The organism is Bacillus sp. FSL K6-0073 (genome assembly GCF_038006085.1).
GTDB lineage: Bacteria > Bacillota > Bacilli > Bacillales > Bacillaceae_G > Bacillus_A > Bacillus_A cereus.
Genome location: NZ_JBBOUN010000003.1, coordinates 319,581 through 345,882, shown reverse-complemented (window position 1 = coordinate 345,882; position 26,302 = coordinate 319,581). Strand labels below are relative to the sequence as shown.

Below are 26,302 nucleotides of genomic sequence, written 5' to 3'. Positions count from 1 at the left end.
TATGAAATTAGAGGTGCAATAATGAATAAAATTACAGTAAAAAATACAGAAGATATTAAAAGTTTATATGCGGAAATGTTGTTAACTCCATTAATGATTTACTCGGCATTACATAGTGGGAACCAATTAGAATTAAATTGGAATAATCAAGATGGATATAATCGTATTTTGGATGTTTTATCACGACACATTACAAAACAGGCATTTAAAAAATACAGCAAGATGGAAATGCAAGAAAAAGGATTTGAGGATGTTTATATTTCAGCTTGCCTAAGTAAGGAATTACTTCAACAAGTAGAGGAAATGTCTCCTCTTGTTCAAATGATAAGTGATAGGTTGCAGGAATTTTTTGAGTCACAAAAACAACTGGATATTGAAACGTTTATTCTATTTAATACTTCTGATTTAAAAAGAAGTGCTGTTTTGTTTGTAAATAGTATGGAGAATGCTTTAACAAGTTTTGAAAAAGATGCAGAAGAAGAGCAAGATGTTTCATTGACTTGTTTTCAAACTTTAATAAACAAAGGAAAGTCGTTATGTGCATTTGAACGTTTAGAATTATTACTTGTAAATGAACGAGTGGAAATAAAAGATTCAGATGGTGATGTTTATACGGCTGATACAATGAAGGAATGTTTTGGGATAGAGTTGTATGATACCAGAGTGAAAATGAATTCGCTAATTCATGATTTGAGTTTTGTTACGGCACTTGCATTATTAATGGAGACAGAATCAATTACTATTTCTTATGCAAACCCAGAGTTTTTAGATTTATTAAAGACATCATTTGATGAATTTGGATTAATAGTAGAAGTGCAGGTTAATGACTAAAATTATTGCATGTGGAATAGACCAAGGTTTGGCGAACTTGGGATATGCATTTATTGAATATGATATAGATACAAATCAATACATGAAACTTGATACAGGAACGCTAAAAACAAAATCCAGTGAATTGTTAGAAGATAGACTACTTACAATCTATGAAATGATAAAAACTTACAATCTTAAATATAATACAGATATCATAGCTTGTGAAAAGCTATTTTATAATCCTAAACAAAAAAATGACAATAGAAATAAATCTGCATCTATTATGACGACAAATATGGTTACTGGTGTTGTATTTCTTGTAGCAGGAGAATTAGGCTTATGGATTAAAGATTTTGTTCCAGGTACAGTGAAAAAACACGTTGCAGGGTATGGGCGAGCAACAAAAGAAGACCTGCAAAAAGCGATAGAAGATTTTTGTGAACAACATGGGATAAAAGCCAAAACAAATCACGAAACGGATGCGATTGGTATAGCTTTAACAGCCATTAAAGCATATATCAAAGAATTTGTAAAAAAAGGAGCGTGAAAGTATGGATAGAACAAAAATGAAATATTTATTTCAAAAGCATAAAGATAAATTACTTGTAGGATTAAGTATAGCTGTAACGATTGGGATTGGAACTGGTGTGTATTTTGTTTTCTTTCATGACAATGAAACTAAAAGTAATAATGAAACACTCTTTGATAAACATATTAAACTGGCAGATACGATTGTCACAGGAGACAAAAATGGGAAGGTGTCTTTATTGGATACAAAGAGTGGAGATGAATTAGACAATGTTTCTTTAGGAGATGGGAAAGGGAATGAATTTAAATTTGCAAGAAGTAAAAATTTAGAATCTGTGTATGCATACAATCAGAAAAATCACACGTTCTATGAAATCACAGTAAATGAAAAGCAGTTACATAAGAAAGAGATTGTATCTGTTTCAGATGCTTTAGTGGATTTTGATTCATTCCAATCAGATGGAAAGAACATTGTATTCTTGTCAAAAGATAAAAAAGAATTAACGCATGTCAAAGATAAATCAACGTATAAAAAATATCTATCTACTGAAGAAGTAAGTGACTTTTTAGTTGATAAAGGACAGTTGGTATTTGCTACAAATAGTTTCATTCATAGTGTTGATTTAAAAGATGAGAAAGAAAAGAAAATTGAAATTGGTGATAGTACAACAGGTTTATTTGCAGTTAAAAACGAGATTATTGCCTATAACAAATTCGGAAATGGAAAAGAAGACTCCATTGTGTTACGTTTACGAGCAGATGACTTATATGTAAAAGAGATGCATAAATTTGAGTCTAATCGTGTAGAACCATTAGTCCCAGATGGAGATGATGAAACACTTATTTATTCGCAAAAAGTAAATGAGAAAACACATCCAAAACAACTCATCCAAGTTTTAAATAATAAGGATAAGTTTAAGAAAGATGTACGACCATTCCAGACTCCTAATAATCGTAAGATTGTTGATTATGAAAAAAGTAACAGTGTTGCTTCGAAGGGATATGTGTATTCTAAAAAAGGAACTCGTTTAGAAATTACAGATATTCGTGGCGAGAAAATTGCATATACATTAGATGTTCCGAAAGAATTTGCAATGCCTATCATTCAATAGCAACAGGGAAGACAAGTAGAATATATCGCTTGTCTTTTTTTATTGACTTTAGTCAAAAAGTGATTTATCATTAACTTTAGTTATAAAAAACTTATAGATAAAATACAATACATATAAGTATATAAATTAGGTATTTTTATAAAATCAAATAAAATCTGAGGAGTGTTATTTATTATGGCAGAGAGAAAATATTATTCATTCGTATCATTTCGAAATACTGAGGAAAACAAAGCGTTTGGTGCAATTGAAGGTTACATTACAAAACCTGTGGAATTAGAGGATACTACTAATGGCAAGAAGGTAGCTAAAGTTTCAATGGTTTCTCAAAATGTAACGAAGAAAATTGGTAAAGCTTTAAAAGTCGAAGTACAAGAAAAAGACAGCGAATTTATCAACATTACAGGTTGGGAACAATTAGGTGAACGTATGTCTAAAGCAGTTCAAAAAGGTGACACTGTAATCTTTACTGGTGATTTAAAAAGTCGAGAATATAATGGCAACAAATATTTCGATTTAACAGCTTGGGATTTCACGATTAAACGTAAAGGTAACGGAAATCAAAGTTCTAATGAAGAGCCATCGGATAACAATATTGGTCAGCCGATTGATATTGCTGATGACGACTTACCATTCTAAGTAAAAGGGATGTACAAAGGAAAGAGAGTAAGGACATGTCCCTTGCTCTTTTCTTTTGCTTAATTTAAACAGGAAACGTTAAGGAGAGGTAATTATTATGAAAATGAATAGAGAAGAATTTATTGAAGAAGTTATTGCGAAGGTGAAACAACTTCCTATTTCAAGTGTGATGGAAACTCGCATTGATGTAGTGAGACGTGGACATTCATTTCAAGCAAAATGTCCATTTCATAATGACAATAAATTAGGTTCCTTTTCAATTAGTAATAAAAAAGGAATATTCAAATGCTTCTCCTGTGATGAAGGAGGAGATGCGGTAAAATTTATTGCGAAGTATGATAAGATTTCATTTGGTGCATCAGCAATTAAAATTGCACTGGAATTTGGTTTGATTACAAATGAAGAATATAAAGAAGCGTTTGGTGATAAAGCAGAGGTAGATGTTGCTGAAACAGTAAGAAAAACTTACATTGCATCTATGGATAAAGTGGATTATGAAGAAGAAAGAGCGGATATTGAAGTTCTTCATAATGTATTTTCTGTATTTAGCAAAGGGATTTCTTTATGTGAAGGACATGATAAGTTAACGGAAGAACATAAAGCTTATTTGAAAGGAAGAGGCTTATCGGATAAGGATATTGAAGAAGATGGTTATTTTTCTTTTCCTGGAAGACATTCTGCTTTCTTAGTAAACTTTTATAATGCGATGTATGAAGAGTTTGGTTATACACCAGAAATTCTGAAAGACATTCCAGGTTTCTTTTGTACAGAAAACTGTAAGATGGACTTTCAAACAAAGGATGGAGAAATTACGGTTCCGATATATGCATATAGAAGACAAGAAGGTATCTGTATCCCAATGAAGAATGCAAAAGGTCAAATTGCAGGAATTCAAATTCGTTTAGATGAAGTGAAGGATAGTTCCAGACGTTATATTTGGTTCTCATCTACATTTGCAGATGCAGAAGATAAAAGTAACATGTACATCAATGGAACAGGTGCAGGGGCTCCTTTAGATGTTGTTTATCCACAAAAGATAAAACATACAACATTGTTTATTACAGAAGGACGCTTTAAAGCAAGAAAGATAGCAAGTACATATGGATGTATTGCTATTTCTGTTCAAGGTATTGGTAACTGGAGAAATATCGAACAAGAAATCAAAGATATTGAGGAAAGAACGGGATATGATATTAAACATATTTGCATCGCTTATGATGCTGACATGTCATATAACATAAACGTCTATAATCAATTCAAGAAGATGACAGATAAATTAAAAGAAGAGTTTGATAAAAACATATATGTTTGTATGTGGGCAACTGAATTAGGAAAAGGGATTGATGATATTCTTGAGAATGATAAAGGGAATATGATTGACAAAATGGAAAAAACTCAATTTGATAGTTACTATGCTCAATATGTGAAAATGGTAACTGACAAAGAAGGGAAGAAAGCTTTTAAGGAAAAACCCAAGCCTTTATTAAAAGCCTACTTTGATAGAGAAGTCCTACCTAAATTCAATAAATACAAAGATATTGTGTAGACCGCTAATCTTATGCGGTCTTTTTTTTATTAAAATAAAATATTATGTTCATAATAAAAAACATTCCGTTATTTATTATGTTTATTAGTAAAAATATAAAATAGTTGGTTTATGAATTGTTATACAGACAACACTATTTTAATAAAATAAGTGGAATATATAAAACAGGTAAATGATGAATTTTAACTTAGGAGGCTTAGTGTTTTTTATAACAGGTATTCAGTCAATTCTTGAAAATCCATCAATTTCAAGTGAATTTAAAACAATTAAAAAGGGGAATTTTATTTTGATGAATGTAAATACGAAAATTAAAGAACTAATTGTAAATACTCTAAAGGAAGAAAGAGAGATATGTTTAGATAGAGCGAAAGGGTATAGTCATTTTATTAGTTCTCACGTATTACGTAAAATAGTTGCAGTTAATCCTTGTGTTTTAAATGGGATTAATTACTTCATTAGCACACATATTCATATGAATTAAAGTGATTTGCAAGACTATAAAACTATTATAGTCTTGTTTCTTTAGAAAGATGTTTATGGTGTATAATAATAAAATCAGCGGGTATAAAGGAGTTAATTAATATGAGTTATGGTGCTTTTAGAAAGAGTATAAATTCAACGAGAATTGAAAATGATTTTATCGCATTGAAGACAATACAATCTATTGAAGAAAGAGATAAAGCTCAGGAAATGGTTAAATTTAAAGTTCCTTTGTTTGATGAGGTTGTTGAAATTTGCGATGAATATGGAATTAATCCTGAAAACATGTATGTTTGTAATAATATTTCGAATCCATATTGGTATTGGGATGGAATCATATTTGTTTCTGTGTTTCAAATAAGTAAACAAGCATTTGAGATGTTTGAGATGGATAAACGAGTTAAAGTAAAAGAAGATATGGTCAAAAAGGCTTATGAAACAAAAGATTTTTATGAGGTAATTGCTTTTACAGAAGATTTTTTGAAGCCTTATATATTAAATGATATTTATAGAGAAGTACCTTGTGAAGAGAGATATGAACTATTTCGAGAAATATATACTTATATAGATTACAGTCATAAAGTCATAAAAAAAGAAGTGATAGATGAGGCGATTTCTTGTCAAACAGAAGCATTTAAGAAAGATTTAATGCTGAAATTGAATTCGTTAAGTAATAATGATTTCATCACAGTTTATAGAGGAGAAGGGACATATTCTATTTCTTATGAATCTGCAATGAGTTGGACTACAGATATTAATGTGGCCAGAAGATTTGCAGTAAAAGGTAGTGTATATAAAGGTGAAGTATTAAAGGGAAATGTAATTGATTATATAGAAGATAGGAATGAATCTGAAATACTGGTGTACCCCTCTAATGTTATGAACATAACTGAGGTTACAGAGAAAAAAGAATTTGATGTTATGAGAGAATTAAACTTAATGCAAGATGAAGGATTTACGGATGAATTCGCTATGTATAGAGATACTTTTGTATTGGACGAATATTATCACAACCCATCGAGTGTACATGGTCCATTACATGTGAAACGAGTTTTACTTCATGTATTATCTTTAGCTCGTACTTTAAAGTTATCAAGTGTAGAAAGAGCAATTTTAGCGAATGTAGCTGTTTTTCATGATATTGGTAGGACTCATGATGACCATTGTACAAAACATGGAGAATGGAGTTTGAAAAAGCATGAGGAACTGATTGAAGGGAATTTTCCGTTTATTGGAGTGAATTATGTTACACCACGAACGGAAGGTCGTATGGATTATGATATTGAGTTTTTAACAGATGAAAGTATAGAAATTGTTAAGTTTATTATAGAGTATCATTGTAAAGATGATAAATTAGCGAAAAAGCACTTAAAGAAATCTAAATCTATTTTGAAAGAGAATAAAGAAATGGCTTGGAATCTTTATGAATGCTTTAAAGATTGTGATGCTTTAGATAGAGTTAGACTTGGTGATTTAGATGTAAGTTATTTAAGAAAAGAAGAATCAAAAGAAAGAGTTGCATTAGCCCATCAATTATTAACGGGTATTCGTTAAGAGAGATAGTTTATCTCTCTTTTTTTATGTCCTCGAACAGAAATGATATTGAAGGGAGAGATGGGATGTGTTATTTTTGACTAAAGTCAATAAAAAAGAAGGTAGTGGGATTAGATGTGGCCTTTTAGAAAACAAGAAACTTCTCAAGTTCAATGGAAAGAACGAGTGAATATTAAAGACGATGAAGTAGATGAGTATGAAGAAGATGATGATAAAGAAACATTGTCTTTCCTAATTCATTTCACGAAAAGTAAAGTGTATGTGTATGTTGCAGATGATGAGTTCTATGAAGATGAAGGAGTCATGAAGACATGTGGTAAGGATTACTGTGTGTATCGCTTTATGGGAGAATGTGTTTCCTTGCAAAAGAAAGTCTTGGTTTCAAGAACTGATACAATTAATGAAGTTTTAGATATGTATGATTTGAAAGAGTCAGAGAATACACCATATAAGATTATAGAAATTGAACCATATCAGGATTACGATGATGAATAAAATGAAAAATAGAAGAGCATACTGATTTTATGGTTGAGATGGAATGCATGTCAACCTTACATCAAGAATCGACAGAAAAAAGAGACTGTAGCAAACTACGGTCTCTTTTGTTTATTTGATATAAGAGTGCATTTCCATCAATGTCATTTCTGTATTCGTTGTTCGATTCAAATAGACAAGTTCTGCATTTGTCCTGTTAACTTCCTTCATAATTTTCTCGTAAAATGTATGATTAAAGTAATGTGTATTTACAAACACATAGTCCATGTTTTTAATAAATGAAATACTCTTGTTTAAACTATCAACATCTATTACTCGAACGTGAGGTAAAGACTCTCTTATTTTTAGTTGCCAATTCGGATGACCACCAAACACTGCTATTTTAACTTTCTTTAATGAATGGATAACGTCATCAAGTTTTATAGTATCTTGAGGGATGTCACTATTCATGCCATAAATAAAACTTCTTAAAGAAGAGAGTTCTTTCTTTTCTTTAGACAACGTTTCAACATCTGACTCCAGTCGAGCGTTGTATTTCTCTAATTCTTTTACTTGTTTTTCCAGTGCTAAACGTTGCTCTTTTGCCTCTTTTAATTTGAATTCCGTTGTTTTCTTTAATTTCTTTAAAGATTCTTCTTTTTCTTTTAATTTTTTCTCTTTTATTTTATTAGCAAGGTACGTTTCTTCTTGTTTATCCTCTAAATATAGTTTTTTAAGGTCTTTATACATTTTTGCCATAGCCATCATGTAGAGGTATGCAGGTAACAGTAATTCGAATTTATTGGAAACATTCTCGTTTTCAATGTCTGCAATTAATAGCTCTTGGAATGTTAATTCCATTTCTTCTCTTGATAAGAAAACTTTATTTTGTATTTCTACAGGGTCTAAATCTAATGTTTCTATCCAGTTACCCAGTAACATAAAATAAGAGTTCATTTCTTCTTCTTTTTCGGGTAAAAATTTTCCTTCTTTTTCACTTATTCTTTTTAGATAATTCACTGCCAACCAATGGAATAGGGATTGATTGGCATCTATTTTTGTTGTTCCAAATTGCTCCATGCATTCTTTTACACCTGCTTTATTCTTTGCTAAGAAAAATTTTTTAGACTGGTAAGAATGAGGACTGTTTAGCATTTCATCATATGTACTTAAGAATTCTTCAGGTATCAAAGCTCGCTTTTTCCATACGGATGCCAAGTAAATACAAATGGCAACAGAGTAAATGAAGTCAACAGTGTACGGATTATTCCCCCCGCTTTTTTTCATAATATAATCTGTGTAATCAAGAAGGTTAAATTCAGACCTTTCATTTACAAATCTATAAGCCCTACTATATCCCTTTTTAATAATGGTTATGAGAGGTTCCATCTTTCTTTCTTCAGAAATGTTTCTACTATCATTTTTACAGTAGGCATAAATCCCAATAAGTTTTCTTAATACAGCTTCCGTTTCAATAAGGTAAATCTTTAATAATGGTTCTTTTGAATAAGGACTCTCTTTATACGCCTGATAATATTCCCATTCATTTTCTTTGTATTTTGCATGAATAAGAGAATGTGCATTTGGAGCAGAAGCTAAGGCAATAAACATGATGAAGTCAATATCAAGTTTATTTCGTTGCATATAATAATAATCATTTAATAGGGGGTTCGTTCCGTCATTTAAATTTATGTGCATGTAATCATCTCCAGGCAATAGTCATGATTTCATTGTATGAAGAAGTGAGACGTTCGTCAAACCAAATAAAAAAGCCGTTAGTTACTCTGGACTAACAACTTTATATTCATGTATAGAAGTGTCAATATTCTTTGTGATTTTATCTGTGATGTTATTTGTATGACTTGAATAATGGATGACTAAAAACATGGAGAATGCAATGACTAAAGAACTGATAATCATAGATTCAATTGAAACATAACCTTTTTTATTTTTTAATGTATTCATTTTATCACCTCTCCTTTTATTGTTTATATATTATATGCGATAAAATCTGAAAAAACAGAGATTTAGGATGAATATATTTCTATCATTTAGGAAACTACTAAGCACTCATTACATTGACTATAGTTAATAAATTTAATACTATAATAGTATACTGTTGAAAGAAAGGAGGCGGTATAGATGAATCCGAATGTTGCTATTTTTGTGATGATTGGTTGCTGTATTGGTTCGTTATTAATGGGGTTTATTTTTGGCTATTTAATATGGGGATTTAAAGCAAGCGATTTAAAAGATGAATTAGAGGAAGAACAACGATTAGCGAAGATTGAAAGAGATAAACAAATTGCTGAAGTGGAACAATTAAAGAAATTGAAACTTGAAGCTGAAACAGCGGTTTCTAATCAGGTTGAAAAGATGAAAGATATGGAGATTGAAAACAAAAAGTACGAGAAAGAGTTATCTGAAGCGAAATCTCAACTTTTCGTATATGAAAAGTTATCACAACAAAATCAAAAATAGAGTGACTACAGTTGTAGTCATTTTTTGTAAAGAGAGGTGTTAGAGATGAATAAACAAATGTCTATTAATCAAAAAAGAGATTTAGACTTAGTGAGGCGAATTCAGTACCAATTAGAACTATATGGAATTCGAAAGGATATGTCTCCAGAAGAGCTGTCTGCATTGTTAGAGGAATTGGCAACATTGTCAGTAGATGTTGTTAGAGAGATGAAAGAGTTAACGGAATAGAATTTTTATATGGAGGAATGGATAAATGGTGAGGAACTCAAATGATACAGTGGAAGCGGGAATGATATTTTTCGCGTGTATGATAGTTTTTGCTTCAGTTATAGTTGGGTATCTTTTTTTAACGAAATTGTTAGACGAAGAGAATAAAAAGATTGAATATAAGCATGAGCAATCACGTAAGAATGCCGAAATATCTGAGGAATTACTGGCGAAAGAACTAAATACAGAAAAGAAAAAGTTTATACTTTCGGATAGAGGTGGAAATGTTTTAGATAATTCTTATTCAAGCCATTGGGTAGACAAAGACCTATCAGGAAATGTGAAGACCGATGACGGTGAATACATCGTGTATTTTGACACAGAGCAGATAAAAAAAGAAGATGTAGAGATGTACAAGCCAGTGAAAATAAAAAAGATAGTCAAGGAGGGGTAAAGTGGATGAAAAACTAAAAAAAACGCTAAAGGAAATACATGAAGTACATCAAAAAAGAAAGAAACAAAAAGAAAATCAGAACAAGTTTTGGAATAAGTATGAAGGGACAATTCAATTCCTAATTATTTTCTTTTTTACATTCATAGTGCCATGCATTGTTGTTTATGGAGCCCTTCATCTTATTGAATGGATTAAGAGTATAATACATTTCTAATGAGAATAATTTTTCTGCACGTTCAAAATAAAAAGCCTTATAGTTGTGTATAAAAATAGACCATTGTTTTCATATGGTCTATTTTTTGTGAAAATAAAATTGACTATAGTATAAATAAAGATATATAATTGACTATAGTAAATAAGAATGTGAGGGATAGAAATGTTATACGATTCATTAATTGGTAAGAAATTTGTAGAAGTAAAAAAGAAATTGCTAAATAGTCCTGATTTAAAACGATTTCCTTTTATGATTGCATTTGAATTAATGAAGGATGGTTTCGTTTGTATTTCTGAAAAAGACGGTATGAAATATACCGTTTTAAATGGTTGCTTAAATAAACAAAATGAATTTGGTGCTTGGGAAGTTAGTTTGTTGTCCGTGTGGCAAGCGGATGGACTCTGGTATATAGAGCCAAAAGAGGATTTGACTGATGAACAAGAAAATAAAATTGAATCACTCTTTTCTTCAAGGGAGCTGATTCGTCCTCATATTTCTGATGAATCAGAATTAGATACTATGACATTAAAAGAATTGAAGGTCAAATTAGCAGAGATGAATATCTTATTTCATAAAGGAAAGTTAATGAATGTAACGGACTTTGTTTCTGTAAAAATGCAAAAAGAAATTATCGAAAAGTTAATTTCTAACATTGAAAATGATAAAAGCAAATGGGACCAAATCAAGAAAACCGCATAAAGGGAGTTTAAATAGATGAAAAATATTACAATCAAGCAACTGCATGAATTAGATTCTTATGATTATGCATGGTTTGCTATTAAATTTATGGGGCATAGGAATTATAGAAATCCAGAATCTATGGATAAGCAAGTTTCCAAATCTTGTACACCGAAAAAAATGAAGGAATTCTTAGAAAGACAAGGTGTAGTTTCATTCGAAGAGTCAGATGATATTCATTCTCTTTGGGAGAAAGTAAAAGAAACTATTAAGCAACTAAATAAATAGAAGGTTTGTAAATTATGAAAAAGTCGTCAAATATGGGGTCGAGTAAATATGAATATAATCCTGAAAAATTTGAAAAGGATGTTCTGAATAATGAAGAAAGATATCATGAAAAATCACAGGAGATTAAAGAGGAGCTTAGTATATTACTAAAAAATGAGCCTTCTCGAATGAACGAAACATTCTCCATGATGCTTCAATCCTTAAGAGAATTAAAGGAAGAATATCATTTATAAAAATAGAAAAGGTGGTTGTAACGATATGAATATTGAAGTGGTTATTAATGAGGTACCTCTTACAGTTGTTGCTGATTTTGAAGGTATAAAAAAAGGCTTGGAATTAAAGAAGGTAGAAGTACAAGAGTCAGAAGAACTATTTATGAAATTACATGAAGTTGATGAATATGCAACGAAAGAAGAATCTTTACGTGATATTGAAAAAATGCTGAAATTTGTAAACTCTCTTGAGCATAATGAAGACGTATTGATTGAACATGTTCGTGATGTTCGAAAAAAGAAAAACGGGAAGTTTTGGTTGAATTCAGGGACAACACTTTCTCGATTAGAGTGTGTAACAGAGTATTTTACAGATTATACAAATGCATGGAGCACACCGCAATTAAGACTCGAAGTAATTGATGCGGATACCTGTGAATTAGTCTTTCGGAATCGAACAGAAACATTATAAAGGTGGAGTGAGAATTCATGGAACAAGGACAATATAAACATGTAAATGCATTGGTTGTGGAACGTTGTTTAAAATGGACAAAAAGAACAATTCCTAACAATGACCAAGGACTTCCTTATTATGCAGAGTTTTGGGTAGATGAAAAAGGTGACAAGATGGAGCCTACAAACTTCTGGAATCCTGCCTCTAATGAAGGCGATGGTATAAAATTCGCATCCATGTTATTGGGCATGGGGTATATGGTTAATACATACAGGATTAGGGAACATCATACCATTGTTGAAATAGTTGAGGATAGGGAAGGTGGACAGAAGTGGACAGCAGAAGCAACTGTTTGGCAATTGGCTCTGTGTTTATGTGCATTGAAAACAAAAAATGTAGATGTCTCCGCATGGGAAGATAAAGAAAAGAAAGGCATTGAATATGGGATTGAGCTTTGTCAGTAATGTATTAAGAGAAGAAAGGTACTTTTCCTAAGATACGATGAAATAGAAACTTCTACGAGATGAATAATAAGAACAGTAGCTTTCTTTATGTATATAAAAGGAGCAAAGAATTATGAGAGGGAATAAAAAAAATACAGTTTATCACTCTGTTTTTTATTTTGATAAAAAAGAAGAGTATGGAGTAGAAGTTAGCTTTGAACCCTATGGACTTATCTATAGGGTTCTTTTAAAAACATGTAATGTCTTCAATAAAGAAGATAAATCACATCATTTTTACTTACTACGAAATCCATTTTCTTCTCAAATATTTACAGAGAGAATTCAAAAAAAAGTAAGTTTGCATCTAAGAAAACTTCATTCTCATTATAAAAAATGGGGGGTTCCAGAAGATATAGTTGGGTTTCCATGGAAACAAGGGGAATAGAATTAAAAGGGGTGAAAGTTATGAAGATAACAACGTTCAAAGAGAAACGTTTCATCTGTAAGTTTTGTGGTAGAGAAATGAATGTCGCAGAAAGAGAATATAGAGCCAATCAATTTTGCTCTCACTGTTATAAAGAGAGGTTAGTTGCTTCAGGTGCTATAGATTTGCGAGATAATCATCAACATCTACAAATGGATGCAAGTTATTCAGAAATTGTTCCAGTAGATGAAAAGAAGATATGGTGTAAAGATAATTGAGAAGATGTTGCTAAGATACTTGTCATAAAATAAAAAATAAATTTAGGAGAGATTTCATATGTTAGTAAAATTACCAGCTAATGTGTCAGCAAATTTACCATTTAATGTGTTAGCAGATTTACCATTTCATTTATTAAAAGAACTACGAGTAAAACACTTTTCTCATAATGACTATGATGGGGTTGGTTGTGGCATTTTAACAAAATTAGCATTTAAGAACAGGAACGTTCGTTATTTAGATTATAAGCGAGTAGATGAGGAAGTTCAGAGGTTTATCATCAATGGCTCTTACAAGAAATATGATGTTGTTCTTATCACAGATATTTTTATTAGTGAGGAAAACTGTAAGGCGTTAGATAAGTTACATAAGAATAAGGATATCATTGTCATTTATATTGACCATCATGCAACAGAGAAGCGACCATGGATTCTTGAATATGAATGGGCATTGATTGAATCAGAGACATCTAAAACGAGCTTTTCTACACCTGTAGATGAAAGAATGGACGCTAAGACATCTGCTACCTCATTGTTGTTTGAATACTTCATGTCTCAAAATGTAAAGTTCAATGCTAATCTAAAGGCTGTTAAGAAATTTGTTGAATCTGTTCGAAGATATGACACTTGGGAATGGCATAAAGTGTATAACGATATTGAACCGAATAGATGGAATGCATTACTTTATTTATATGGTCGTACAGATTTTGAGGCGATGGTGTTGGAAAAATTGAAGACAGAATATACATTTAATCAATCGGAGTTAACAATTATTCAAATTGAAGAGAAACGAATTGAGAATTATATTAGAGGAAAAGAACAAACAATCATTGAAAAGAATATCTTGGGTCATACAGCAGGAGTTATTTTTGCAGAACAGTATCATTCTGAATTAGGAAATGTTTTGGCTGAAAGAAGACCTGATTTGGATTTCATCATTATTATTAATCCATCTCGAACAATTAGTTATCGAGGGGTGAAGGATGATATTCATATTGGAAATGATATTGCCTATGTATTCCGTGGTGGTGGACACCCACAATCAGCAGGTTCTCCAATTGATAAATATCTAATAAACACATTTATTGATATGTTATTTGGAGAGACACAAAAAAGAGAGAACTACCCATTGTCTGCATAGGCATTGGGTTTCCTTTTTGAAGATAGATAGAATAAAACTCTGAAAATCTAAGATATTTCTCTGTACAAAATGGGTAAATAATGAGGATTTATCGACACTGAAATTAGGAAATTATGGGGAGAATATGAATTATGTTCAACTTTTTGTTATTAAAATGATTATGATAAATCCAAACATGTCTTATCGAATATATGCTTATAGAGAACTTTTTGTTATTTTAAGGTGAATGCTTCTGGATAGATTGTCTTGCATTAATTTATATTAAAACTTCATGTTATTTTCACTAAAAGAACTGTTATATGCAGTTCTTTTCTTGTATATGATAATGAGAATTCATCGAAGGAGGTTTTTTGTAATGGTTAGAAATGATTTATTTCACGAAGGTGATGTATTAGTAGTAAAAAAAGAATTGCGGGACTTATTGGATTCAATTGAAATTATATATTCTGGTTTTGCAGGAACAGATTCAAATGGTCACCCATTATTTAGAGATATGGATGGGCAAATACATCCGTACTCTGTATGGGAGAGAAAATAAAATATGAAATATTGAAAGGCTCACTATAATTTAGTGAGTTTTTTATTTATGCCTGAGTAGTTATAGCTTATTGGTTAGCAATCTAAAATAAAGAGACAGATTATAAAAGAGGTATTGAAAATCAATTATTTAAAAAGGGGAGTTTATAAAATGAATAACAAAATGTTTGATGTAGAGAAAATCATTGCAACTGTTAAAGAAATCGGTATGGAAGTAGAATTTAATTTGGATAATCATGGATTTTATTTCACGTTAGAGAATGGTGAGATACAAATTATTTCGTATGATGATGTTGTATTGGGCCTAAATTTATTAGATAAACTAAACAAGCTGAAAGAGGATGATAAGTCATTAGAATTCTTTGGTACTATTACATTACAGGAGCCATCTTATTTTAGATTTGTAAAGTACAAAGAAGAAGAGAAGGTTCATGTGTGTGCAAATTATAAAAACGATAAGATTGAAGAGTTTGAATCATTTAATGTAATGGAAAAGAAGTTAATGAAATGGATATTAGATATCTTTGAACTAAAGGAATGTTGTACATGCAAAAGATTGTATAGTAGAACATGTATAGGTTATGAAGATAACTTATGTGAAGAATGTTATTGGGAAGAGCAAGAAATATTAGAGGGGATGGAAGGTGAAGAGGAATAAGAACAGAAAGTAATAGATATGTAATATTATTTTATTATTGATATAATAAGAGAAGATAAATAAAAAGGAGTTTTATTCTATGAAAAAAAGTAACCAAGAATTATTACATATATTAGACTATGTGTTTGAGCATTATATTGATGCGGATATTACTGATGAAACAAGAGAAGAAGTTAAATCAGGATATAAGCAAATTAAGGGTATGATAGAACAGGCTGATAAACAGGAGTTTCTGCGAAGTGTGATTGACGGAAAATGGTTTCAAATAAAAACAGAAAATAAACGAGTTTTCCTTGTAAAGATACAATTGGTTCATCCTGTGACATTAGGTGGTATAGGTAAAGAAAGAGAGTTAAAAACTTTATGGTTATCAAAAGAAGACCCTGAAGCTATGGCATTTAGCGATGTAAAAGAAAGTTCTTTTGAGTTCAACGAAGGAGTTTTAACAATCCATGAAGCATCATCTTATAATTTTGGTTCGATGGAGCCTGGTGATGATTGTATTTATGATGAAAATGGAGTGTTAGATGAATTTAAACTACAGAATGTTGTAGTTAGAAATAGTCGAGATGGTTTTGTTTATGAACCGGAATTTATTGAAGTGTGGAATAGATTAAAAGAATCTAATCTTGATGGGATTCCTGTATTAAAAACTAACTAATAGGAGAGTAAAAAGTGTGAATATTAGTTTCGCACTTTTTTTATAAATAAAAATGCAAAGAGGTTGGACTATATGGAACTACAGGCGAATCATGTACAAGCATTAAGATAAATAGACGGTGGAGCAACAATATTTGATTTTTTTCTTGCTAAAGACCTAAGAGAAGTACAAAAGGTAGATAGTGAATTGTTAACGATTGTAGACAAAATGAATGAACTGAGTAAGATAACAGGAATTACATATAATGGGGCAGAACGTCTTCCTTATTTTGAGGCGATTTCAACTCAAAAGGGTAAGGATGTAATCTATAAATAGTATCTTTGATTATATATAAAAGAGCAGATAAAATGTCTGCTCTTTCTTGTGTTTATGCAATTTGTTTTAATTCATGAGAGTGGTTCCATGAATATACATAGTCATCATCATTCTCTTTAAATCCCATTCTCATCCAGAATGATTCTGCTTCAGATAAAGAGTAGAGTAATAGTGTTTTGCTTGCAAATACACCTTTTAAAAACTGAACGATAATATTTCCTATACCTTTTCCTTGATGTTTGTTTGCCAAAAATAAATTTTCGATGACTACAGTGTTTTCTTCATCATGAAAGAACAATAAATTAAACGGCATGTCATCTTCTCCATAATTCTTTTGAAATAGCATAGAATTGTATTGTTTTAACTGAAGAAAGCCAATGAATTTTCCGTTTAAATAAATCACTGAAATATTTTTAGATGAAACATCTTCCATAATCCTTCTTTGTATAAATTGAAAAACCTCTTTATCGAATTCTAAATCTAAATTTAAAGGTTTTAATGAGAGTCTTCCTTTTGTAAATGAATGAAAATTATGGTTGAATACATAAGTCATGATGGTATCTCCTTTTTATAGAATCTAATTGATTACCTGTTTTATAAGTTCTATAAATCATATGTATTTATAAAAAGAAATATAAAAAACAGACCCCGAAAAGAAGAGTCTGTCTGTTGGTTGTTTTTCTTATAGTTCTGTATGAGTAATGGTCCCTGTTGAATTTTTTCCGCTTCTATATTCAGTGGTATTACTTTCACTAAATGCTACCTGTGGTTGACTGTTTTCTGGGAGAATATATCGGATAGAAAAGTCACCATTCTCTAAGTGTTTAATAATAAGTTGTTTTTCTTTTACATCTGGTGAACTGCAAATGTCAATATAATAGTTAGATTCAGAAAAAGTAAGATATCCGTAATGTTTCATCTTGTCATTATCTGTAAATTTCGTGTCATTGGTTAATTCGTATGGAACTAAAAATTGATAAGTTCTTTTGTCTTGATTATCCGAAATGATATAAGAATGCTGAATGTCTGTATAAGTTCGCTCTTTCCCTTTAGGAATTGTGTCTAAAACTTTGCGAGTTAACTCACGAGTCATTTTATCGTACTTTGTATAATTGTTTATTTCTTTTTCTGCATCGTTAGATAGTTCATCTCCGCATCCACTAATAAGTAAGAGGGATAGGGTTGAAATGGCTAAAAATAAGGATTTTCTTTGCATTGTTTAAAATCTCCTTTATTAGATTAATGGATACGTGTTAATAGCATGGGTAGTTGCTATTTTTCCATTAGAAACTGTATACTTAAGTGTTTGCGTAGAAGTGAGTAGCTTCTCATTTTTTTCAGGAACCAGATATTGGACAAAATATCGAGATTCTTCAATTCTTTTAATTATAAGCTTTCTTGTAGTTGCTTCTTTTGAAACAAGAATATCAATAAATGCTTTGGATTCATTTACAGTTAATTCTGTGTAATGCTTGCCTTCTGTTTTATCTGTTTCTTTCGCTTCTCCCGTAAAATCATAAGGAACTAAGAATGCGTATGTTTTTGTACCATCTGAATTTACAATTGCTGAAGCATTTCTCACATCTGGGATTTCTTTGGTTTCTCCTATAGCAATACTATTCAAAATAGCTTTTGTCATAGTCGCTGAAATGTTTTCAAATTTTTGATATGTAATATCCTTTTTCTCTTCAACGGGTGGTTTGTTATCTATCTCGGTGGAGATAGAATCACATCCGTTCAGAGCAAGTAATGTACCAATTGAACAAGCGTATACCATCAATTTTTTTAGATGCATCATAATTCCCCCCTTTTTTTATTTTTATTGACTATAGTTAATATGATATCATATAATTCAGATTGAATACATAATGGATTTAAAAAACAGAAGATAAAAGGTAGGGAAATACGATGAAAGAATTAGGACGGTATTTTTATCAGGTGTTTAGAAAATTAGTCTTTGAATTAAGTAAACGTGGATATACGACAACTGCTTATAAGGCAAATGCAGAATATAAGAGAAGCCCAAATAAATTCCCATTTATTGCTCCCTCTACACTGTATGTATTAGTGGGAACAGAGGATTCAAGAGATAATAATTGGATGGAGGTAGGAGTCGCTGAACAGCCGTTTATTGAATTGCTTTCGTATGTGATTACTTCTAAAAATAAAAAGAAAACATTTATGAAACTATTAAAAAGATTAGATGAAAAACCAACACCAAATAGATTTGTAAATTTACTACATTTTTTTAAAGCTCTAAAATTTTCATATGAAAAAGAAACGGGAAGTTTAGAAGAATTTGAGATTTTACAGATTGATAATGTTGCACTGCATAACCAAGCCAATGCGAGTGTTGTTCGCATGAAATTAGAGAAAGAAAAAGCGTTATATCAAGCTTGTTTAGATAAAGCGGAGTTTCACAAGCAAAATATCAAGATGTATGAAGCAAGTTTATTGAATGGGGTTAAAGAATGAATATAATTCTATTGATATAATACCGATAAACTGTTGATTTCTACTTAACAAGCATTAATGTTATTTCTTACTTCGGCAAAGATACCTCTACTTTTATGAAACCCTATAGCTAAATTGTGGCAGGTACTATTGAAAACTTGAAACGTTATAGCTATATGGTGGCTACAACTCTTGTATTCGAGGGTATAAGATATAGGGTTCATTATAAACTCTTATATTCTTTCTATAATAAAAAGAAAACATTATAGAAGGGAAGGGATACTATGAGGAAATCACCTGTTGCAACAACATTGAAGTGGGTTACATTTGGAGTAGAAGCCTTTTTTGCTATTCCGATTGTAGGTGGAACGTTTATCTTGAGCTTCTTATGGATACCACTATTTATTGCTTTGCTTTTACATATTGCAACAATCGTTATGTGTAAAAAGGAAGAAGGTTCGATTGGAGGTAATGTGGTAGGTATTATTGCATCTGTTTTAGGAGCCATTCCATTCTTAGGTTGGCTATTACACCTAATGACAGCAATTGTCCTATTGATTGAAGGTATTAGAATGTCAAAATCAGAATAAAGCATGAAAAAAGCAGGTTGTGATTTAATTTCATGACCTGCTTTTCGTAGTGAATGATAAAGATTACATCTCCATCATTTTTAGTAACTCTGGTCTTTTACGCCAGTTTATCTTTTTAATTGTTCCTGCTTTTGTGTCAATTTTGAATAGGAAACCTTTACTTGATTGAAGTTTTTCACGGTATTGATAAAGAACTGTCTCTAACCAACTAACATCTTCATCTGCAATGATATGTGTTGCACACATTGAACACATCCAGTAGAATTCATGTTCTTCTTTTTCGTAAGCCTTTGTTAATCTTTGTTTATCATGAACCTCAAAATCATCCGTATGTGACTTCATTACCATTTTTACGATAGCTTCCATTTTTTCGAATAAATTGTTCATTATAAAGCGCTCCTTTGAAAATGATTTTAATAAATACCTGTTTTATATAATCTATACATCTTATATAATCCTTATATTTTATATTCCTAAACTTTATATATATTCATGTATGTATTATACGATTATTAGATGTGATATCAAAATAATTCAGCTCTCACCTTTTTGCTATGGGGAATATTCTTGCTAAACATGATAATAGATGAGAAAGAAAAGTAGAATAAGAAGAATTCATAAATTAGGTATATATGTACGTATCAAATGATAAAGGGGAGATTAAAATGTTAATAGTGTATGCTTCAAAAACTGGAAATGTAAAAAGATTTGTAGGAAAGACAGGATTAGAAACTGTGCAAATTAGTGACGAATTACTTGTTAATGAAAAATATGTACTTATCACTTACACAACTGGTTTTGGTGCAGTTCCAGAAGAGGTATTAGCCTTTTTGAAGAAAAACAGTAAGAGTTTAGTAGGAGTAGTAGCGAGTGGTAATCGAAATTGGGGAGATATGTTCGGAGCAAGTGCAGATAAGATTTCAAAACAATATGGGATTCCTGTATTGATGAAATTCGAAATGTCAGGTACAAATAATGACGTAGAGATGTTCAAAACAAAAGTAAGAGAAATATCTCATGACGTTTTACAAGAAGCGGTTTAAGAAAAAGACTTCATTCTCTTTTTAGGGGAAGAAGTCTTTTTTATATTGAACAATTAGCTATTAATGAAATTCTTAATTTTCTCAACGGACTCTTTCTGATAAACAGTAATACTGGCAGTTGCGTATTTGTGTTTTCGAAGATATTTCTTATCAATATCTATTATAGATGAAATGGAATCCACTAACGATTCATAGAAAAGTAGCTCAGAATTAATGGTCAAATATCCCCGTTTGGATGCAAAGCTTGAAGCACCTTTCAAATATCCTTTCAGAAAAGGTACTAAAAATTCTTCTTCAAGAGGAGGAAATGTCATGTTTCTTCTAAAATTTAATCCTAATTTCTTTAGAGCATTATACAATTTTAAAGAACAAATTCTATCTTTATAACAATTATCTGCTGAGACATAAAGTAATTCTTCTGTCTTTTTGTTTGTCAAAGCCTGAAATATTTCTTCTAATATCGAGACCCTGTCTTTTTTTACAACCATGGATAAGGAGTAAGAATTATAGTGCTCCAGTAGGTTTCCAGAACTAAATACCAATCCTAATATATAAGCCTTATAAGTTGAGTCAATTTTCTCAAAAAATTCTTCATCTACTTCATATTTTCGAGAGGATTCACTATATGAGCGAATTTCAACTCCTGCGTCATTTAAGTAATTCAATATGGCTTGCCTGGATACACCTGTCTTATCACTAATATAAGTCAAGTCATATCCTTCTTGATATAAGGATTTAAAAGTAGGTAGTAAATGCATCAACTCTTTTTTTCGACCTTGCATCTCTACTCCTTTTTCAGTACGTAGAATTTTGCCAACAGATACAGCCGAAACGTTATATTTTTTCGCAATAGCAGATTTGCTCCATCCTGATAAATAAAGTTCATACCATTCATCAGCATATTTCTTATGAGGAGCCTTTTCTCTAAAGGTAACGACACCAGTCAGATGCTTTCCTACAGTTGCTTTCGACACACCATGTTTTTCACCAATTTTCCGAAAGGATGCTCCTGCTTCGTATTCTTCTTTCCATATATTGATTAATTCAGCCGTTATATCCTTTTTTGTCATACTTTCAACTCCTGGTATACATCACTAATTAACTTTATTCATATAACTACACAATAAAATCATCAGATTATCTGAGATTAATCATAATGCATTATAACTCCTAATTCAAATACATAGAATACAGAGATTATACAAAACAGGTATTTTTAAAATTTGATAAAACAGGAGATGTTTAATTTTATGGTAACTTTATTTCATTGTTCAAATCGTGTATTTGATGAATTTAAAATCAGTAAGGAATTAGCGGTATATAAAGAATGTGAGCTAACAGAAGGCTATGGTATTTATATGACTGAAAACTTCTCAGTAGCAAGTCATTATGGGGATTTTGTTTATTCAGTTGCTATAAAGGAAGAAGATGTTTTTGATAGTACATCAAAAGAAGAAATACAGAATTTATTAGATAAGGTAGAAAAAGAGGTTAGAATCAATTTAGCTGATTATATGGATGTGGATGATGTGATTTTGGAAATTTTAGAAGGTGAAGCATCTGTAAGAAAGTTGTATAAAGAGTTGAATTTGCGATTAGATAGCAATGAATCTTTCTTTTCAGATTTTGAAGACAGAATTACATATGAATCTGATTGTATTCAACGACAAATTGAAGATGTTGTAACAAATAATCTGAATAAAATAATTAAATATTATAGTAAGACACAGGGAGACGTATATATTTGTCATAAGAATCCAGAGGTTTTAGAGATTGTTAATGTGCAAGAAAAAAAGCTTATTGCATAGTAAAGTGGAATTAAAATATATAATATGTAAATAAAAAAGGCATTCGCTTATTGCGAGCCTTTTTTGTTTTTCGTTCAGGTTTTCATCCCTTATTTTGCATGTATAGAACAAAAGACATGATTGCCAATTGTCGTTACATATGCTCTTGTACGTTCCATCCAGTTATGAGGAGCGTATCGTGGGTCATAGAAGTATACAGTACCTTCAGGTAAATTCCTTACACCTTTGTCGAATACTTCTGCTACTGCACGTTTTGTTTCTTCACTTGGCGTTCGTTTGTAAATAGCACCATCCATCCAAGGGGAATACTGTTTAGGAGCTTTAATGACTTCCATCACTGTATCAGGAAACTCTGTTTTATCGTCTACTCGATATGCAATTGTTGTTGCAACAGCTACTTTTCCTTCATATGGCTCATCGGCCGCTTCAGCCTCTACCAACTTTTCTAACCAATAACGCTCGTCTGCCGTCATCTCGATAGAAGCTCCTTTATTAATAATAGTAGTTTTTGAAACTTCTTTTTCTTTTAGTAGAGTTTCAGAGTTTGGTTCTTGCTCTACAGCTTGTGTTTTTTGAACTTGTTTTTTCTCTTGAACTACTTTTTTATCAACTTTTTCAACATTTTGATTTTCTTTTTTCTCTTCAATATGTTGTTCAGGCTTTGGAACCTCTACATTATCGGTTCCTTGAGTGGTATCTTCTGGTTGTTTTACTGGTTGTGGTTCAGTTTTTTGCACTTCTGGAGCAGGTTCAGGTGGTGGAGGTTCAGGTTTTTCATGATTAATATCACATTCAACAGGAAGAGGCTTTACCACCTCGCAACCCTCGATAGGCATATATTTTTTAACCATATAATCCTCGATAATATCTTTACCTTCATCACTAATCTCGCAACCTTCTATAGAAGTATGTTTTTGCATAAATGTTTTCTCTACATTATTTATGGGTTCTTTTTTTACAGATTCATGATTAATTGGTTCTTTTGATTCTGCATGAACGATATGAGGGAGTGTACATAGTGAAAATAGACCACATAATAACCATCTTTTTTGTAATTTCATTATTACCATCTCCTTTCTATGAATTAAAAAATCCATACTTTAAGGATATGTGTTTTATTGACAATAGTCAATAAAAAGTAGGTTCTACCATGCGGAATGTTTTGGGATAAAATGCAGTACATTAATATGTATAAAAAATAAAGATTGGGGTGACTTCATGAAAAAACAGTTTATTATGCAATGCTTTAAACACGCTATTTATGTATTATCATTCTTTTTTATGTTCTTAGCCTTTCAAGGAGCAATTCCTTTGTACGAGAAGTTATTCCGATTTGGTATTGTATTTTATTTAGTGGTTTTATTTAATTTATTTTTTGATAAAAAACCACCAACATATTTTGCCATTATACGATTCTTTTCAGATGAATATGAAAAAGAAAGCAACGAGGAGTATTTGAATAATTTAGTATCCATTTCTCACTGTGCATTAAGTGGAATGGGACAAGTACGTCAAAATAATTTATCAACAGAGGAAAAGAAAAGGGAATTTGATTTAAACATAAGAAAAGTCGAAGTGAGTTATGAAAGGATTTGCGAATTAAAACCTCCAAAAAAATATGCTGAGAGACATGATGAAATTATGCAGGATATTAAGGGCTTCTTATCTTTATATCAAAAAGACGAAATGTACACAGAAAGCAAGTAAGGAGGTGATACTATGAACATGATTATTGTATTCATCATTATAATTGCCGTTCTTGCTATAATTGGGTTTATCGTGAAAGAATTTGCGAAATTAGCTTTAGTCGCTATGGCGATTGTGATTTTATTTGGAGCGGGGTTTGTTTGGGGACCAAAAGACTTGAATGAAAAATTAGGGTTATCGGAGCTTTTAACAGAAGACTCATCGCGAGAAGTAAATACATTCGCAACGGAATTTGATAAGAAACGAGAAGAAAATAAAATTGTTGATACACAACACATTGCAGATAAAGCAACTGAAACTGGTGAAAATGTAATGACAAAAACAAAAGATAAAGTGGTAGAACTGTTTCATTAATGAAAAATTGAATATAAGTATAATGAAATGTATATGATATAGGGTCATGACAAACAAGGTGCCAGGAGCGAATGAACGGAACGTCAAAATGGTTCTGACGCTCCTGCTCAATGTATTGTTATAACAGCCGAAAGGGGGAGACTTCATGAAAAGAAAAAGAACGATAAAATTTTCAGAGGTAGTTCCTATGTTGTATCCCCTAACAGGAATTACAATTATTACATTTGATTTATTTACAAAACGAGAAAACGTAGTCATAGAATGTTATGGATTAGCATTTTTTTTATTTATTTTCAGAATGGAGTATCTGACATTTAAAGAAAAACGCATGACAAATAACACGAAGATGAACAGCACTTAATTATATAAGACGAAAGTAAAGTCAGCTAAAATGCGGGCTTTTTTTATTTGCTAAAAACAATAATTCATTGAATATCTCCTATGAAATTTAATTAATATAAAGGGAATATAAAAAACAGGTACTTTAATAACTTGAATCAATACTTAAATGTTAAAATTTGACATTTTTATTTTTGAGAGTTAGAATGAAGTTATCTTCATAACTTTGGTTTAATCATCAAACAGGTATTGAAAATTAAAAAGGAGTGTACATAATGAAAACAGTTAACACAGTACAAACAGAAGAGATTTTACAAGGATTACAAGATGATGGAGTAAATGTAACTGTAGAAAATGTAGATGAATATTTACAGAAACAAGGTGTTTTAGTAAAAGTTCATGTGGGACGTTTACGTAACTATGTAGAAGTTACACCTGGATTATTTGGGGTAGATGTAAGTCAATCTGAAGAGTTGGGTTCTTTCTTTAAGAATTATATTCGAAATGGAAGATTGAATTTCATTCCAAACGATTATGAGAAAAAGCTAAGAAGCATTGAAGCAAAAGTGAGAAAAATGAAAGCAAGTATGGCAATTGGTTATGATAATGAGTATTTACCAATTGAAATATATAAAGATTTTTCAAAATACGTCAAGGAAGCAAGAGTTGAGTATTTTGAAGTGAGAGACAATATCTTAGCTAACTGGATTCAATTGATTAAAATCTTTGAAGAATCATTAGAAAGTAGTTTGGAACAAATGGGAGCTTTAAATAAAGAAGGCATTAAAAGAAGTATTATGAGTCGTATTCCATCAGAGGATAAATACGCTGAAAGCTTTTATTTACGAACAAGCTTAAAAGCATTTCCTGTTATGGCGAATGTAAACTTATTTGATGATGATGTGGCAGAAGAAGTAAGAGAAAGTCTTCGTCAAGAAAGTGTAAGAAGTGTATATGAAATTATGGGTAATGTATTAAATGATGCATTCCAAGTTGTAAACCGTTCATTGTGTGTTTACGAAGAGAATCATCGTGTAACAAAAACAACATTAAATAGTATTAAAAATAATTCATATCAAATTAAGAAAAAGAATTTATTTAAAAATGCTTTTGTAGATGAGATTGCGAATGATATGTACACTTTATCTGGTACACCTCAATCAGACCTTTCGGAAGCGGGGGAGATTTTGTTAGCTAAAATTTATGGGTACGCTTATGAAATTGGTGTTACAAATGAAATCGACCTGAAGAAGAGTATCTTATCTGAAGAGGAACTGGAGATTTTATGTAGTACATTTAGTCAACAAACAAAAGAAGCAATGAGCATGTAAGAATATAGTTAAAAGACTTTGACATCTGTCAAGGTCTTTTTTGTCGTCGCTGATTAAACGAATAAAATCACTCAACTTTTCTATAATGAAT

At 31.0% G+C, this 26,302-nt stretch carries 39 protein-coding genes; 31 read left to right on the top strand and 8 right to left on the bottom strand.

Translation table 11 applies throughout. From position 1 onward, the window contains the following. The first annotated feature begins 21 nt into the window (after nt 1–21). The 8 genes from MHB52_RS33360 (at nt 22) to MHB52_RS33325 (ending at nt 7,164) form a co-directional block, all read left to right on the top strand. A complete protein-coding gene (locus MHB52_RS33360) occupies nt 22–831 on the top strand; it encodes a hypothetical protein (RefSeq protein WP_061662216.1) in 810 nt (269 codons plus the stop codon). Next, entirely contained in the window at nt 824–1,360 is a 537-nt protein-coding gene (locus tag MHB52_RS33355) for a crossover junction endodeoxyribonuclease RuvC (protein WP_061662217.1), read from the top strand. The genes MHB52_RS33360 and MHB52_RS33355 overlap by 8 nt, the downstream gene beginning before the upstream one ends. 4 nt (nt 1,361–1,364) lie before the next feature. Beyond that, nucleotides 1,365–2,453: a hypothetical protein gene (locus tag MHB52_RS33350; RefSeq protein WP_061662218.1), complete on the top strand. Its 1,089-nt coding sequence runs from the start codon at nt 1,365–1,367 to the stop codon at nt 2,451–2,453. A 174-nt stretch (nt 2,454–2,627) separates the two neighbouring features. Next, nucleotides 2,628–3,089 carry a single-stranded DNA-binding protein gene (locus tag MHB52_RS33345; RefSeq protein WP_000840826.1) on the top strand — a complete coding sequence of 154 codons (462 nt, stop codon included), beginning with the start codon at nt 2,628–2,630 and terminating at the stop codon, nt 3,087–3,089. Nucleotides 3,090–3,186: 97 nt separating this feature from the next. Continuing rightward, nucleotides 3,187–4,635: a CHC2 zinc finger domain-containing protein gene (locus MHB52_RS33340; protein WP_061662219.1), complete on the top strand. Its 1,449-nt coding sequence runs from the start codon at nt 3,187–3,189 to the stop codon at nt 4,633–4,635. A 199-nt stretch (nt 4,636–4,834) separates the two neighbouring features. Further along, the gene (locus tag MHB52_RS33335; RefSeq protein WP_253703031.1) at nt 4,835–5,116 is read left to right on the top strand and encodes a hypothetical protein; all 282 of its coding nucleotides are present in this window, start codon (nt 4,835–4,837) and stop codon (nt 5,114–5,116) included. A gap of 101 nt (nt 5,117–5,217) precedes the next feature. After that, entirely contained in the window at nt 5,218–6,669 is a 1,452-nt protein-coding gene (locus MHB52_RS33330) for an HD domain-containing protein (protein ID WP_061662220.1), read from the top strand. A 114-nt stretch (nt 6,670–6,783) separates the two neighbouring features. Then, the gene (locus MHB52_RS33325) at nt 6,784–7,164 is read left to right on the top strand and encodes a hypothetical protein (RefSeq protein WP_061662221.1); all 381 of its coding nucleotides are present in this window, start codon (nt 6,784–6,786) and stop codon (nt 7,162–7,164) included. Nucleotides 7,165–7,275: 111 nt separating this feature from the next. Here the strand turns inward: MHB52_RS33325 and MHB52_RS33320 are convergent, their stop codons facing one another. Next, nucleotides 7,276–8,841 carry a hypothetical protein gene (locus MHB52_RS33320; protein WP_253703034.1) on the bottom strand — a complete coding sequence of 522 codons (1,566 nt, stop codon included), beginning with the start codon at nt 8,839–8,841 and terminating at the stop codon, nt 7,276–7,278. An 81-nt stretch (nt 8,842–8,922) separates the two neighbouring features. Then, nucleotides 8,923–9,108 carry a hypothetical protein gene (locus tag MHB52_RS33315; RefSeq protein WP_061662223.1) on the bottom strand — a complete coding sequence of 62 codons (186 nt, stop codon included), beginning with the start codon at nt 9,106–9,108 and terminating at the stop codon, nt 8,923–8,925. A 177-nt stretch (nt 9,109–9,285) separates the two neighbouring features. On the opposite strand from MHB52_RS33315, the gene MHB52_RS33310 reads away from it, so the two are divergent. The 15 genes from MHB52_RS33310 to MHB52_RS33240 all read left to right on the top strand — a co-directional run bounded on the left by MHB52_RS33310 (nt 9,286) and on the right by MHB52_RS33240 (nt 16,585). After that, nucleotides 9,286–9,624: a hypothetical protein gene (locus tag MHB52_RS33310; protein WP_061662224.1), complete on the top strand. Its 339-nt coding sequence runs from the start codon at nt 9,286–9,288 to the stop codon at nt 9,622–9,624. A 45-nt stretch (nt 9,625–9,669) separates the two neighbouring features. Continuing rightward, entirely contained in the window at nt 9,670–9,852 is a 183-nt protein-coding gene (locus MHB52_RS33305) for a hypothetical protein (RefSeq protein WP_001041490.1), read from the top strand. A 25-nt stretch (nt 9,853–9,877) separates the two neighbouring features. Next, the gene (locus MHB52_RS33300; protein ID WP_061662225.1) at nt 9,878–10,285 is read left to right on the top strand and encodes a hypothetical protein; all 408 of its coding nucleotides are present in this window, start codon (nt 9,878–9,880) and stop codon (nt 10,283–10,285) included. A gap of 376 nt (nt 10,286–10,661) precedes the next feature. Next, nucleotides 10,662–11,198, top strand: coding sequence for a hypothetical protein (locus MHB52_RS33295; protein ID WP_061662227.1), 537 nt, complete (start codon nt 10,662–10,664; stop codon nt 11,196–11,198). A gap of 15 nt (nt 11,199–11,213) precedes the next feature. Further along, nucleotides 11,214–11,465 (top strand): hypothetical protein, encoded by a 252-nt coding sequence (locus MHB52_RS33290; protein ID WP_061662228.1) that lies wholly within the window; start codon nt 11,214–11,216, stop codon nt 11,463–11,465. A 14-nt stretch (nt 11,466–11,479) separates the two neighbouring features. After that, complete coding sequence (locus MHB52_RS33285) at nt 11,480–11,698, top strand: hypothetical protein (protein WP_061662229.1); 219 nt, start codon at nt 11,480–11,482, stop codon at nt 11,696–11,698. A 25-nt stretch (nt 11,699–11,723) separates the two neighbouring features. Then, entirely contained in the window at nt 11,724–12,149 is a 426-nt protein-coding gene (locus MHB52_RS33280; protein WP_061662230.1) for a hypothetical protein, read from the top strand. Between the two features lie 17 nt (nt 12,150–12,166). Then, a complete protein-coding gene (locus MHB52_RS33275) occupies nt 12,167–12,595 on the top strand; it encodes a hypothetical protein (protein WP_061662231.1) in 429 nt (142 codons plus the stop codon). 112 nt (nt 12,596–12,707) lie between these two features. Further along, on the top strand, nt 12,708–13,019 hold the full coding sequence (locus MHB52_RS33270; protein WP_061662232.1) for a hypothetical protein: 312 nt from the start codon (nt 12,708–12,710) through the stop codon (nt 13,017–13,019). Between the two features lie 20 nt (nt 13,020–13,039). Beyond that, nucleotides 13,040–13,276 (top strand): hypothetical protein, encoded by a 237-nt coding sequence (locus MHB52_RS33265; protein WP_061662806.1) that lies wholly within the window; start codon nt 13,040–13,042, stop codon nt 13,274–13,276. Between the two features lie 58 nt (nt 13,277–13,334). Further along, complete coding sequence (locus MHB52_RS33260; protein ID WP_061662233.1) at nt 13,335–14,414, top strand: DHH family phosphoesterase; 1,080 nt, start codon at nt 13,335–13,337, stop codon at nt 14,412–14,414. Nucleotides 14,415–14,769: 355 nt separating this feature from the next. Beyond that, nucleotides 14,770–14,952: a hypothetical protein gene (locus tag MHB52_RS33255; protein WP_061662234.1), complete on the top strand. Its 183-nt coding sequence runs from the start codon at nt 14,770–14,772 to the stop codon at nt 14,950–14,952. Nucleotides 14,953–15,102: 150 nt separating this feature from the next. Continuing rightward, nucleotides 15,103–15,609, top strand: a complete 507-nt coding sequence (locus MHB52_RS33250) for a hypothetical protein (protein ID WP_061662235.1) — start codon at nt 15,103–15,105, stop codon at nt 15,607–15,609. A 79-nt stretch (nt 15,610–15,688) separates the two neighbouring features. After that, complete coding sequence (locus MHB52_RS33245; protein ID WP_000749492.1) at nt 15,689–16,270, top strand: hypothetical protein; 582 nt, start codon at nt 15,689–15,691, stop codon at nt 16,268–16,270. A gap of 186 nt (nt 16,271–16,456) precedes the next feature. After that, the gene (locus MHB52_RS33240; RefSeq protein ID WP_257142900.1) at nt 16,457–16,585 is read left to right on the top strand and encodes a hypothetical protein; all 129 of its coding nucleotides are present in this window, start codon (nt 16,457–16,459) and stop codon (nt 16,583–16,585) included. A 52-nt stretch (nt 16,586–16,637) separates the two neighbouring features. On the opposite strand, the gene MHB52_RS33235 is transcribed toward MHB52_RS33240, so the two are convergent. The 3 genes from MHB52_RS33235 to MHB52_RS33225 all read right to left on the bottom strand — a co-directional run bounded on the left by MHB52_RS33235 (nt 16,638) and on the right by MHB52_RS33225 (nt 18,383). Beyond that, nucleotides 16,638–17,138 (bottom strand): GNAT family N-acetyltransferase, encoded by a 501-nt coding sequence (locus MHB52_RS33235; RefSeq protein WP_061662236.1) that lies wholly within the window; start codon nt 17,136–17,138, stop codon nt 16,638–16,640. 129 nt (nt 17,139–17,267) lie between these two features. Further along, the gene (locus MHB52_RS33230; RefSeq protein WP_061662237.1) at nt 17,268–17,801 is read right to left on the bottom strand and encodes a hypothetical protein; all 534 of its coding nucleotides are present in this window, start codon (nt 17,799–17,801) and stop codon (nt 17,268–17,270) included. A gap of 18 nt (nt 17,802–17,819) precedes the next feature. Beyond that, nucleotides 17,820–18,383 carry a hypothetical protein gene (locus MHB52_RS33225; protein WP_253703036.1) on the bottom strand — a complete coding sequence of 188 codons (564 nt, stop codon included), beginning with the start codon at nt 18,381–18,383 and terminating at the stop codon, nt 17,820–17,822. Nucleotides 18,384–18,493: 110 nt separating this feature from the next. Between MHB52_RS33225 and MHB52_RS33220 the strand changes: the two genes are divergently transcribed. Together MHB52_RS33220 and MHB52_RS33215 are read left to right on the top strand one after the other, a co-directional pair. Further along, nucleotides 18,494–19,060, top strand: a complete 567-nt coding sequence (locus MHB52_RS33220) for a hypothetical protein (RefSeq protein WP_061662239.1) — start codon at nt 18,494–18,496, stop codon at nt 19,058–19,060. A gap of 263 nt (nt 19,061–19,323) precedes the next feature. Next, nucleotides 19,324–19,629 (top strand): hypothetical protein, encoded by a 306-nt coding sequence (locus tag MHB52_RS33215; protein WP_061662240.1) that lies wholly within the window; start codon nt 19,324–19,326, stop codon nt 19,627–19,629. A gap of 63 nt (nt 19,630–19,692) precedes the next feature. Here MHB52_RS33215 and MHB52_RS33210 read toward each other — a convergent pair whose 3' ends face one another. Next, the gene (locus MHB52_RS33210) at nt 19,693–20,016 is read right to left on the bottom strand and encodes a hypothetical protein (protein ID WP_061662241.1); all 324 of its coding nucleotides are present in this window, start codon (nt 20,014–20,016) and stop codon (nt 19,693–19,695) included. 278 nt (nt 20,017–20,294) lie between these two features. Here MHB52_RS33210 and nrdI point away from each other — a divergent pair, with 278 nt between their 5' ends. Continuing rightward, entirely contained in the window at nt 20,295–20,672 is a 378-nt protein-coding gene (nrdI, locus tag MHB52_RS33205) for a class Ib ribonucleoside-diphosphate reductase assembly flavoprotein NrdI (protein WP_061662242.1), read from the top strand. Between the two features lie 53 nt (nt 20,673–20,725). Here nrdI and MHB52_RS33200 read toward each other — a convergent pair whose 3' ends face one another. Continuing rightward, entirely contained in the window at nt 20,726–21,742 is a 1,017-nt protein-coding gene (locus MHB52_RS33200; protein WP_061662243.1) for a hypothetical protein, read from the bottom strand. A 180-nt stretch (nt 21,743–21,922) separates the two neighbouring features. Here MHB52_RS33200 and MHB52_RS33195 point away from each other — a divergent pair, with 180 nt between their 5' ends. Continuing rightward, the gene (locus tag MHB52_RS33195; protein WP_061662244.1) at nt 21,923–22,480 is read left to right on the top strand and encodes a hypothetical protein; all 558 of its coding nucleotides are present in this window, start codon (nt 21,923–21,925) and stop codon (nt 22,478–22,480) included. Between the two features lie 89 nt (nt 22,481–22,569). On the opposite strand, the gene MHB52_RS33190 is transcribed toward MHB52_RS33195, so the two are convergent. Further along, complete coding sequence (locus MHB52_RS33190; RefSeq protein WP_061662245.1) at nt 22,570–23,541, bottom strand: cell wall hydrolase; 972 nt, start codon at nt 23,539–23,541, stop codon at nt 22,570–22,572. 157 nt (nt 23,542–23,698) lie between these two features. Here MHB52_RS33190 and MHB52_RS33185 point away from each other — a divergent pair, with 157 nt between their 5' ends. From MHB52_RS33185 to MHB52_RS33170, 4 genes are all read left to right on the top strand, one after another. Next, nucleotides 23,699–24,187 carry a hypothetical protein gene (locus MHB52_RS33185; protein WP_061662246.1) on the top strand — a complete coding sequence of 163 codons (489 nt, stop codon included), beginning with the start codon at nt 23,699–23,701 and terminating at the stop codon, nt 24,185–24,187. 12 nt (nt 24,188–24,199) lie between these two features. Beyond that, a complete protein-coding gene (locus MHB52_RS33180) occupies nt 24,200–24,541 on the top strand; it encodes a hypothetical protein (protein WP_061662247.1) in 342 nt (113 codons plus the stop codon). Nucleotides 24,542–24,686: 145 nt separating this feature from the next. Next, nucleotides 24,687–24,902, top strand: a complete 216-nt coding sequence (locus tag MHB52_RS33175) for a hypothetical protein (RefSeq protein ID WP_061662248.1) — start codon at nt 24,687–24,689, stop codon at nt 24,900–24,902. A gap of 253 nt (nt 24,903–25,155) precedes the next feature. Beyond that, complete coding sequence (locus MHB52_RS33170; RefSeq protein WP_000859801.1) at nt 25,156–26,211, top strand: hypothetical protein; 1,056 nt, start codon at nt 25,156–25,158, stop codon at nt 26,209–26,211. Nucleotides 26,212–26,302: the final 91 nt, after the last annotated feature.

Excerpts from the sequence above, each read along its gene's own strand:
- MHB52_RS33360 (WP_061662216.1), top strand. The coding sequence starts at position 22 with ATGAATAAAATTACAGTAAAAAATACAGAAGATATTAAAAGTTTATAT.
- MHB52_RS33355 (WP_061662217.1), top strand. The coding sequence starts at position 824 with ATGACTAAAATTATTGCATGTGGAATAGACCAAGGTTTGGCGAACTTG.
- MHB52_RS33350 (WP_061662218.1), top strand. The coding sequence starts at position 1,365 with ATGGATAGAACAAAAATGAAATATTTATTTCAAAAGCATAAAGATAAA.
- MHB52_RS33345 (WP_000840826.1), top strand. The coding sequence starts at position 2,628 with ATGGCAGAGAGAAAATATTATTCATTCGTATCATTTCGAAATACTGAG.
- MHB52_RS33340 (WP_061662219.1), top strand. The coding sequence starts at position 3,187 with ATGAAAATGAATAGAGAAGAATTTATTGAAGAAGTTATTGCGAAGGTG.
- MHB52_RS33330 (WP_061662220.1), top strand. The coding sequence starts at position 5,218 with ATGAGTTATGGTGCTTTTAGAAAGAGTATAAATTCAACGAGAATTGAA.
- MHB52_RS33325 (WP_061662221.1), top strand. The coding sequence starts at position 6,784 with ATGTGGCCTTTTAGAAAACAAGAAACTTCTCAAGTTCAATGGAAAGAA.
- MHB52_RS33320 (WP_253703034.1), bottom strand. The coding sequence starts at position 8,841 with ATGCACATAAATTTAAATGACGGAACGAACCCCCTATTAAATGATTAT.
- MHB52_RS33315 (WP_061662223.1), bottom strand. The coding sequence starts at position 9,108 with ATGAATACATTAAAAAATAAAAAAGGTTATGTTTCAATTGAATCTATG.
- MHB52_RS33310 (WP_061662224.1), top strand. The coding sequence starts at position 9,286 with ATGAATCCGAATGTTGCTATTTTTGTGATGATTGGTTGCTGTATTGGT.
- MHB52_RS33305 (WP_001041490.1), top strand. The coding sequence starts at position 9,670 with ATGAATAAACAAATGTCTATTAATCAAAAAAGAGATTTAGACTTAGTG.
- MHB52_RS33300 (WP_061662225.1), top strand. The coding sequence starts at position 9,878 with ATGGTGAGGAACTCAAATGATACAGTGGAAGCGGGAATGATATTTTTC.
- MHB52_RS33295 (WP_061662227.1), top strand. The coding sequence starts at position 10,662 with ATGTTATACGATTCATTAATTGGTAAGAAATTTGTAGAAGTAAAAAAG.
- MHB52_RS33290 (WP_061662228.1), top strand. The coding sequence starts at position 11,214 with ATGAAAAATATTACAATCAAGCAACTGCATGAATTAGATTCTTATGAT.
- MHB52_RS33285 (WP_061662229.1), top strand. The coding sequence starts at position 11,480 with ATGAAAAAGTCGTCAAATATGGGGTCGAGTAAATATGAATATAATCCT.
- MHB52_RS33280 (WP_061662230.1), top strand. The coding sequence starts at position 11,724 with ATGAATATTGAAGTGGTTATTAATGAGGTACCTCTTACAGTTGTTGCT.
- MHB52_RS33275 (WP_061662231.1), top strand. The coding sequence starts at position 12,167 with ATGGAACAAGGACAATATAAACATGTAAATGCATTGGTTGTGGAACGT.
- MHB52_RS33270 (WP_061662232.1), top strand. The coding sequence starts at position 12,708 with ATGAGAGGGAATAAAAAAAATACAGTTTATCACTCTGTTTTTTATTTT.
- MHB52_RS33265 (WP_061662806.1), top strand. The coding sequence starts at position 13,040 with ATGAAGATAACAACGTTCAAAGAGAAACGTTTCATCTGTAAGTTTTGT.
- MHB52_RS33260 (WP_061662233.1), top strand. The coding sequence starts at position 13,335 with ATGTTAGTAAAATTACCAGCTAATGTGTCAGCAAATTTACCATTTAAT.
- MHB52_RS33255 (WP_061662234.1), top strand. The coding sequence starts at position 14,770 with ATGGTTAGAAATGATTTATTTCACGAAGGTGATGTATTAGTAGTAAAA.
- MHB52_RS33250 (WP_061662235.1), top strand. The coding sequence starts at position 15,103 with ATGAATAACAAAATGTTTGATGTAGAGAAAATCATTGCAACTGTTAAA.
- MHB52_RS33245 (WP_000749492.1), top strand. The coding sequence starts at position 15,689 with ATGAAAAAAAGTAACCAAGAATTATTACATATATTAGACTATGTGTTT.
- MHB52_RS33235 (WP_061662236.1), bottom strand. The coding sequence starts at position 17,138 with ATGACTTATGTATTCAACCATAATTTTCATTCATTTACAAAAGGAAGA.
- MHB52_RS33230 (WP_061662237.1), bottom strand. The coding sequence starts at position 17,801 with ATGCAAAGAAAATCCTTATTTTTAGCCATTTCAACCCTATCCCTCTTA.
- MHB52_RS33225 (WP_253703036.1), bottom strand. The coding sequence starts at position 18,383 with ATGATGCATCTAAAAAAATTGATGGTATACGCTTGTTCAATTGGTACA.
- MHB52_RS33220 (WP_061662239.1), top strand. The coding sequence starts at position 18,494 with ATGAAAGAATTAGGACGGTATTTTTATCAGGTGTTTAGAAAATTAGTC.
- MHB52_RS33215 (WP_061662240.1), top strand. The coding sequence starts at position 19,324 with ATGAGGAAATCACCTGTTGCAACAACATTGAAGTGGGTTACATTTGGA.
- MHB52_RS33210 (WP_061662241.1), bottom strand. The coding sequence starts at position 20,016 with ATGAACAATTTATTCGAAAAAATGGAAGCTATCGTAAAAATGGTAATG.
- nrdI (WP_061662242.1), top strand. The coding sequence starts at position 20,295 with ATGTTAATAGTGTATGCTTCAAAAACTGGAAATGTAAAAAGATTTGTA.
- MHB52_RS33200 (WP_061662243.1), bottom strand. The coding sequence starts at position 21,742 with ATGACAAAAAAGGATATAACGGCTGAATTAATCAATATATGGAAAGAA.
- MHB52_RS33195 (WP_061662244.1), top strand. The coding sequence starts at position 21,923 with ATGGTAACTTTATTTCATTGTTCAAATCGTGTATTTGATGAATTTAAA.
- MHB52_RS33190 (WP_061662245.1), bottom strand. The coding sequence starts at position 23,541 with ATGAAATTACAAAAAAGATGGTTATTATGTGGTCTATTTTCACTATGT.
- MHB52_RS33185 (WP_061662246.1), top strand. The coding sequence starts at position 23,699 with ATGAAAAAACAGTTTATTATGCAATGCTTTAAACACGCTATTTATGTA.
- MHB52_RS33180 (WP_061662247.1), top strand. The coding sequence starts at position 24,200 with ATGAACATGATTATTGTATTCATCATTATAATTGCCGTTCTTGCTATA.
- MHB52_RS33175 (WP_061662248.1), top strand. The coding sequence starts at position 24,687 with ATGAAAAGAAAAAGAACGATAAAATTTTCAGAGGTAGTTCCTATGTTG.
- MHB52_RS33170 (WP_000859801.1), top strand. The coding sequence starts at position 25,156 with ATGAAAACAGTTAACACAGTACAAACAGAAGAGATTTTACAAGGATTA.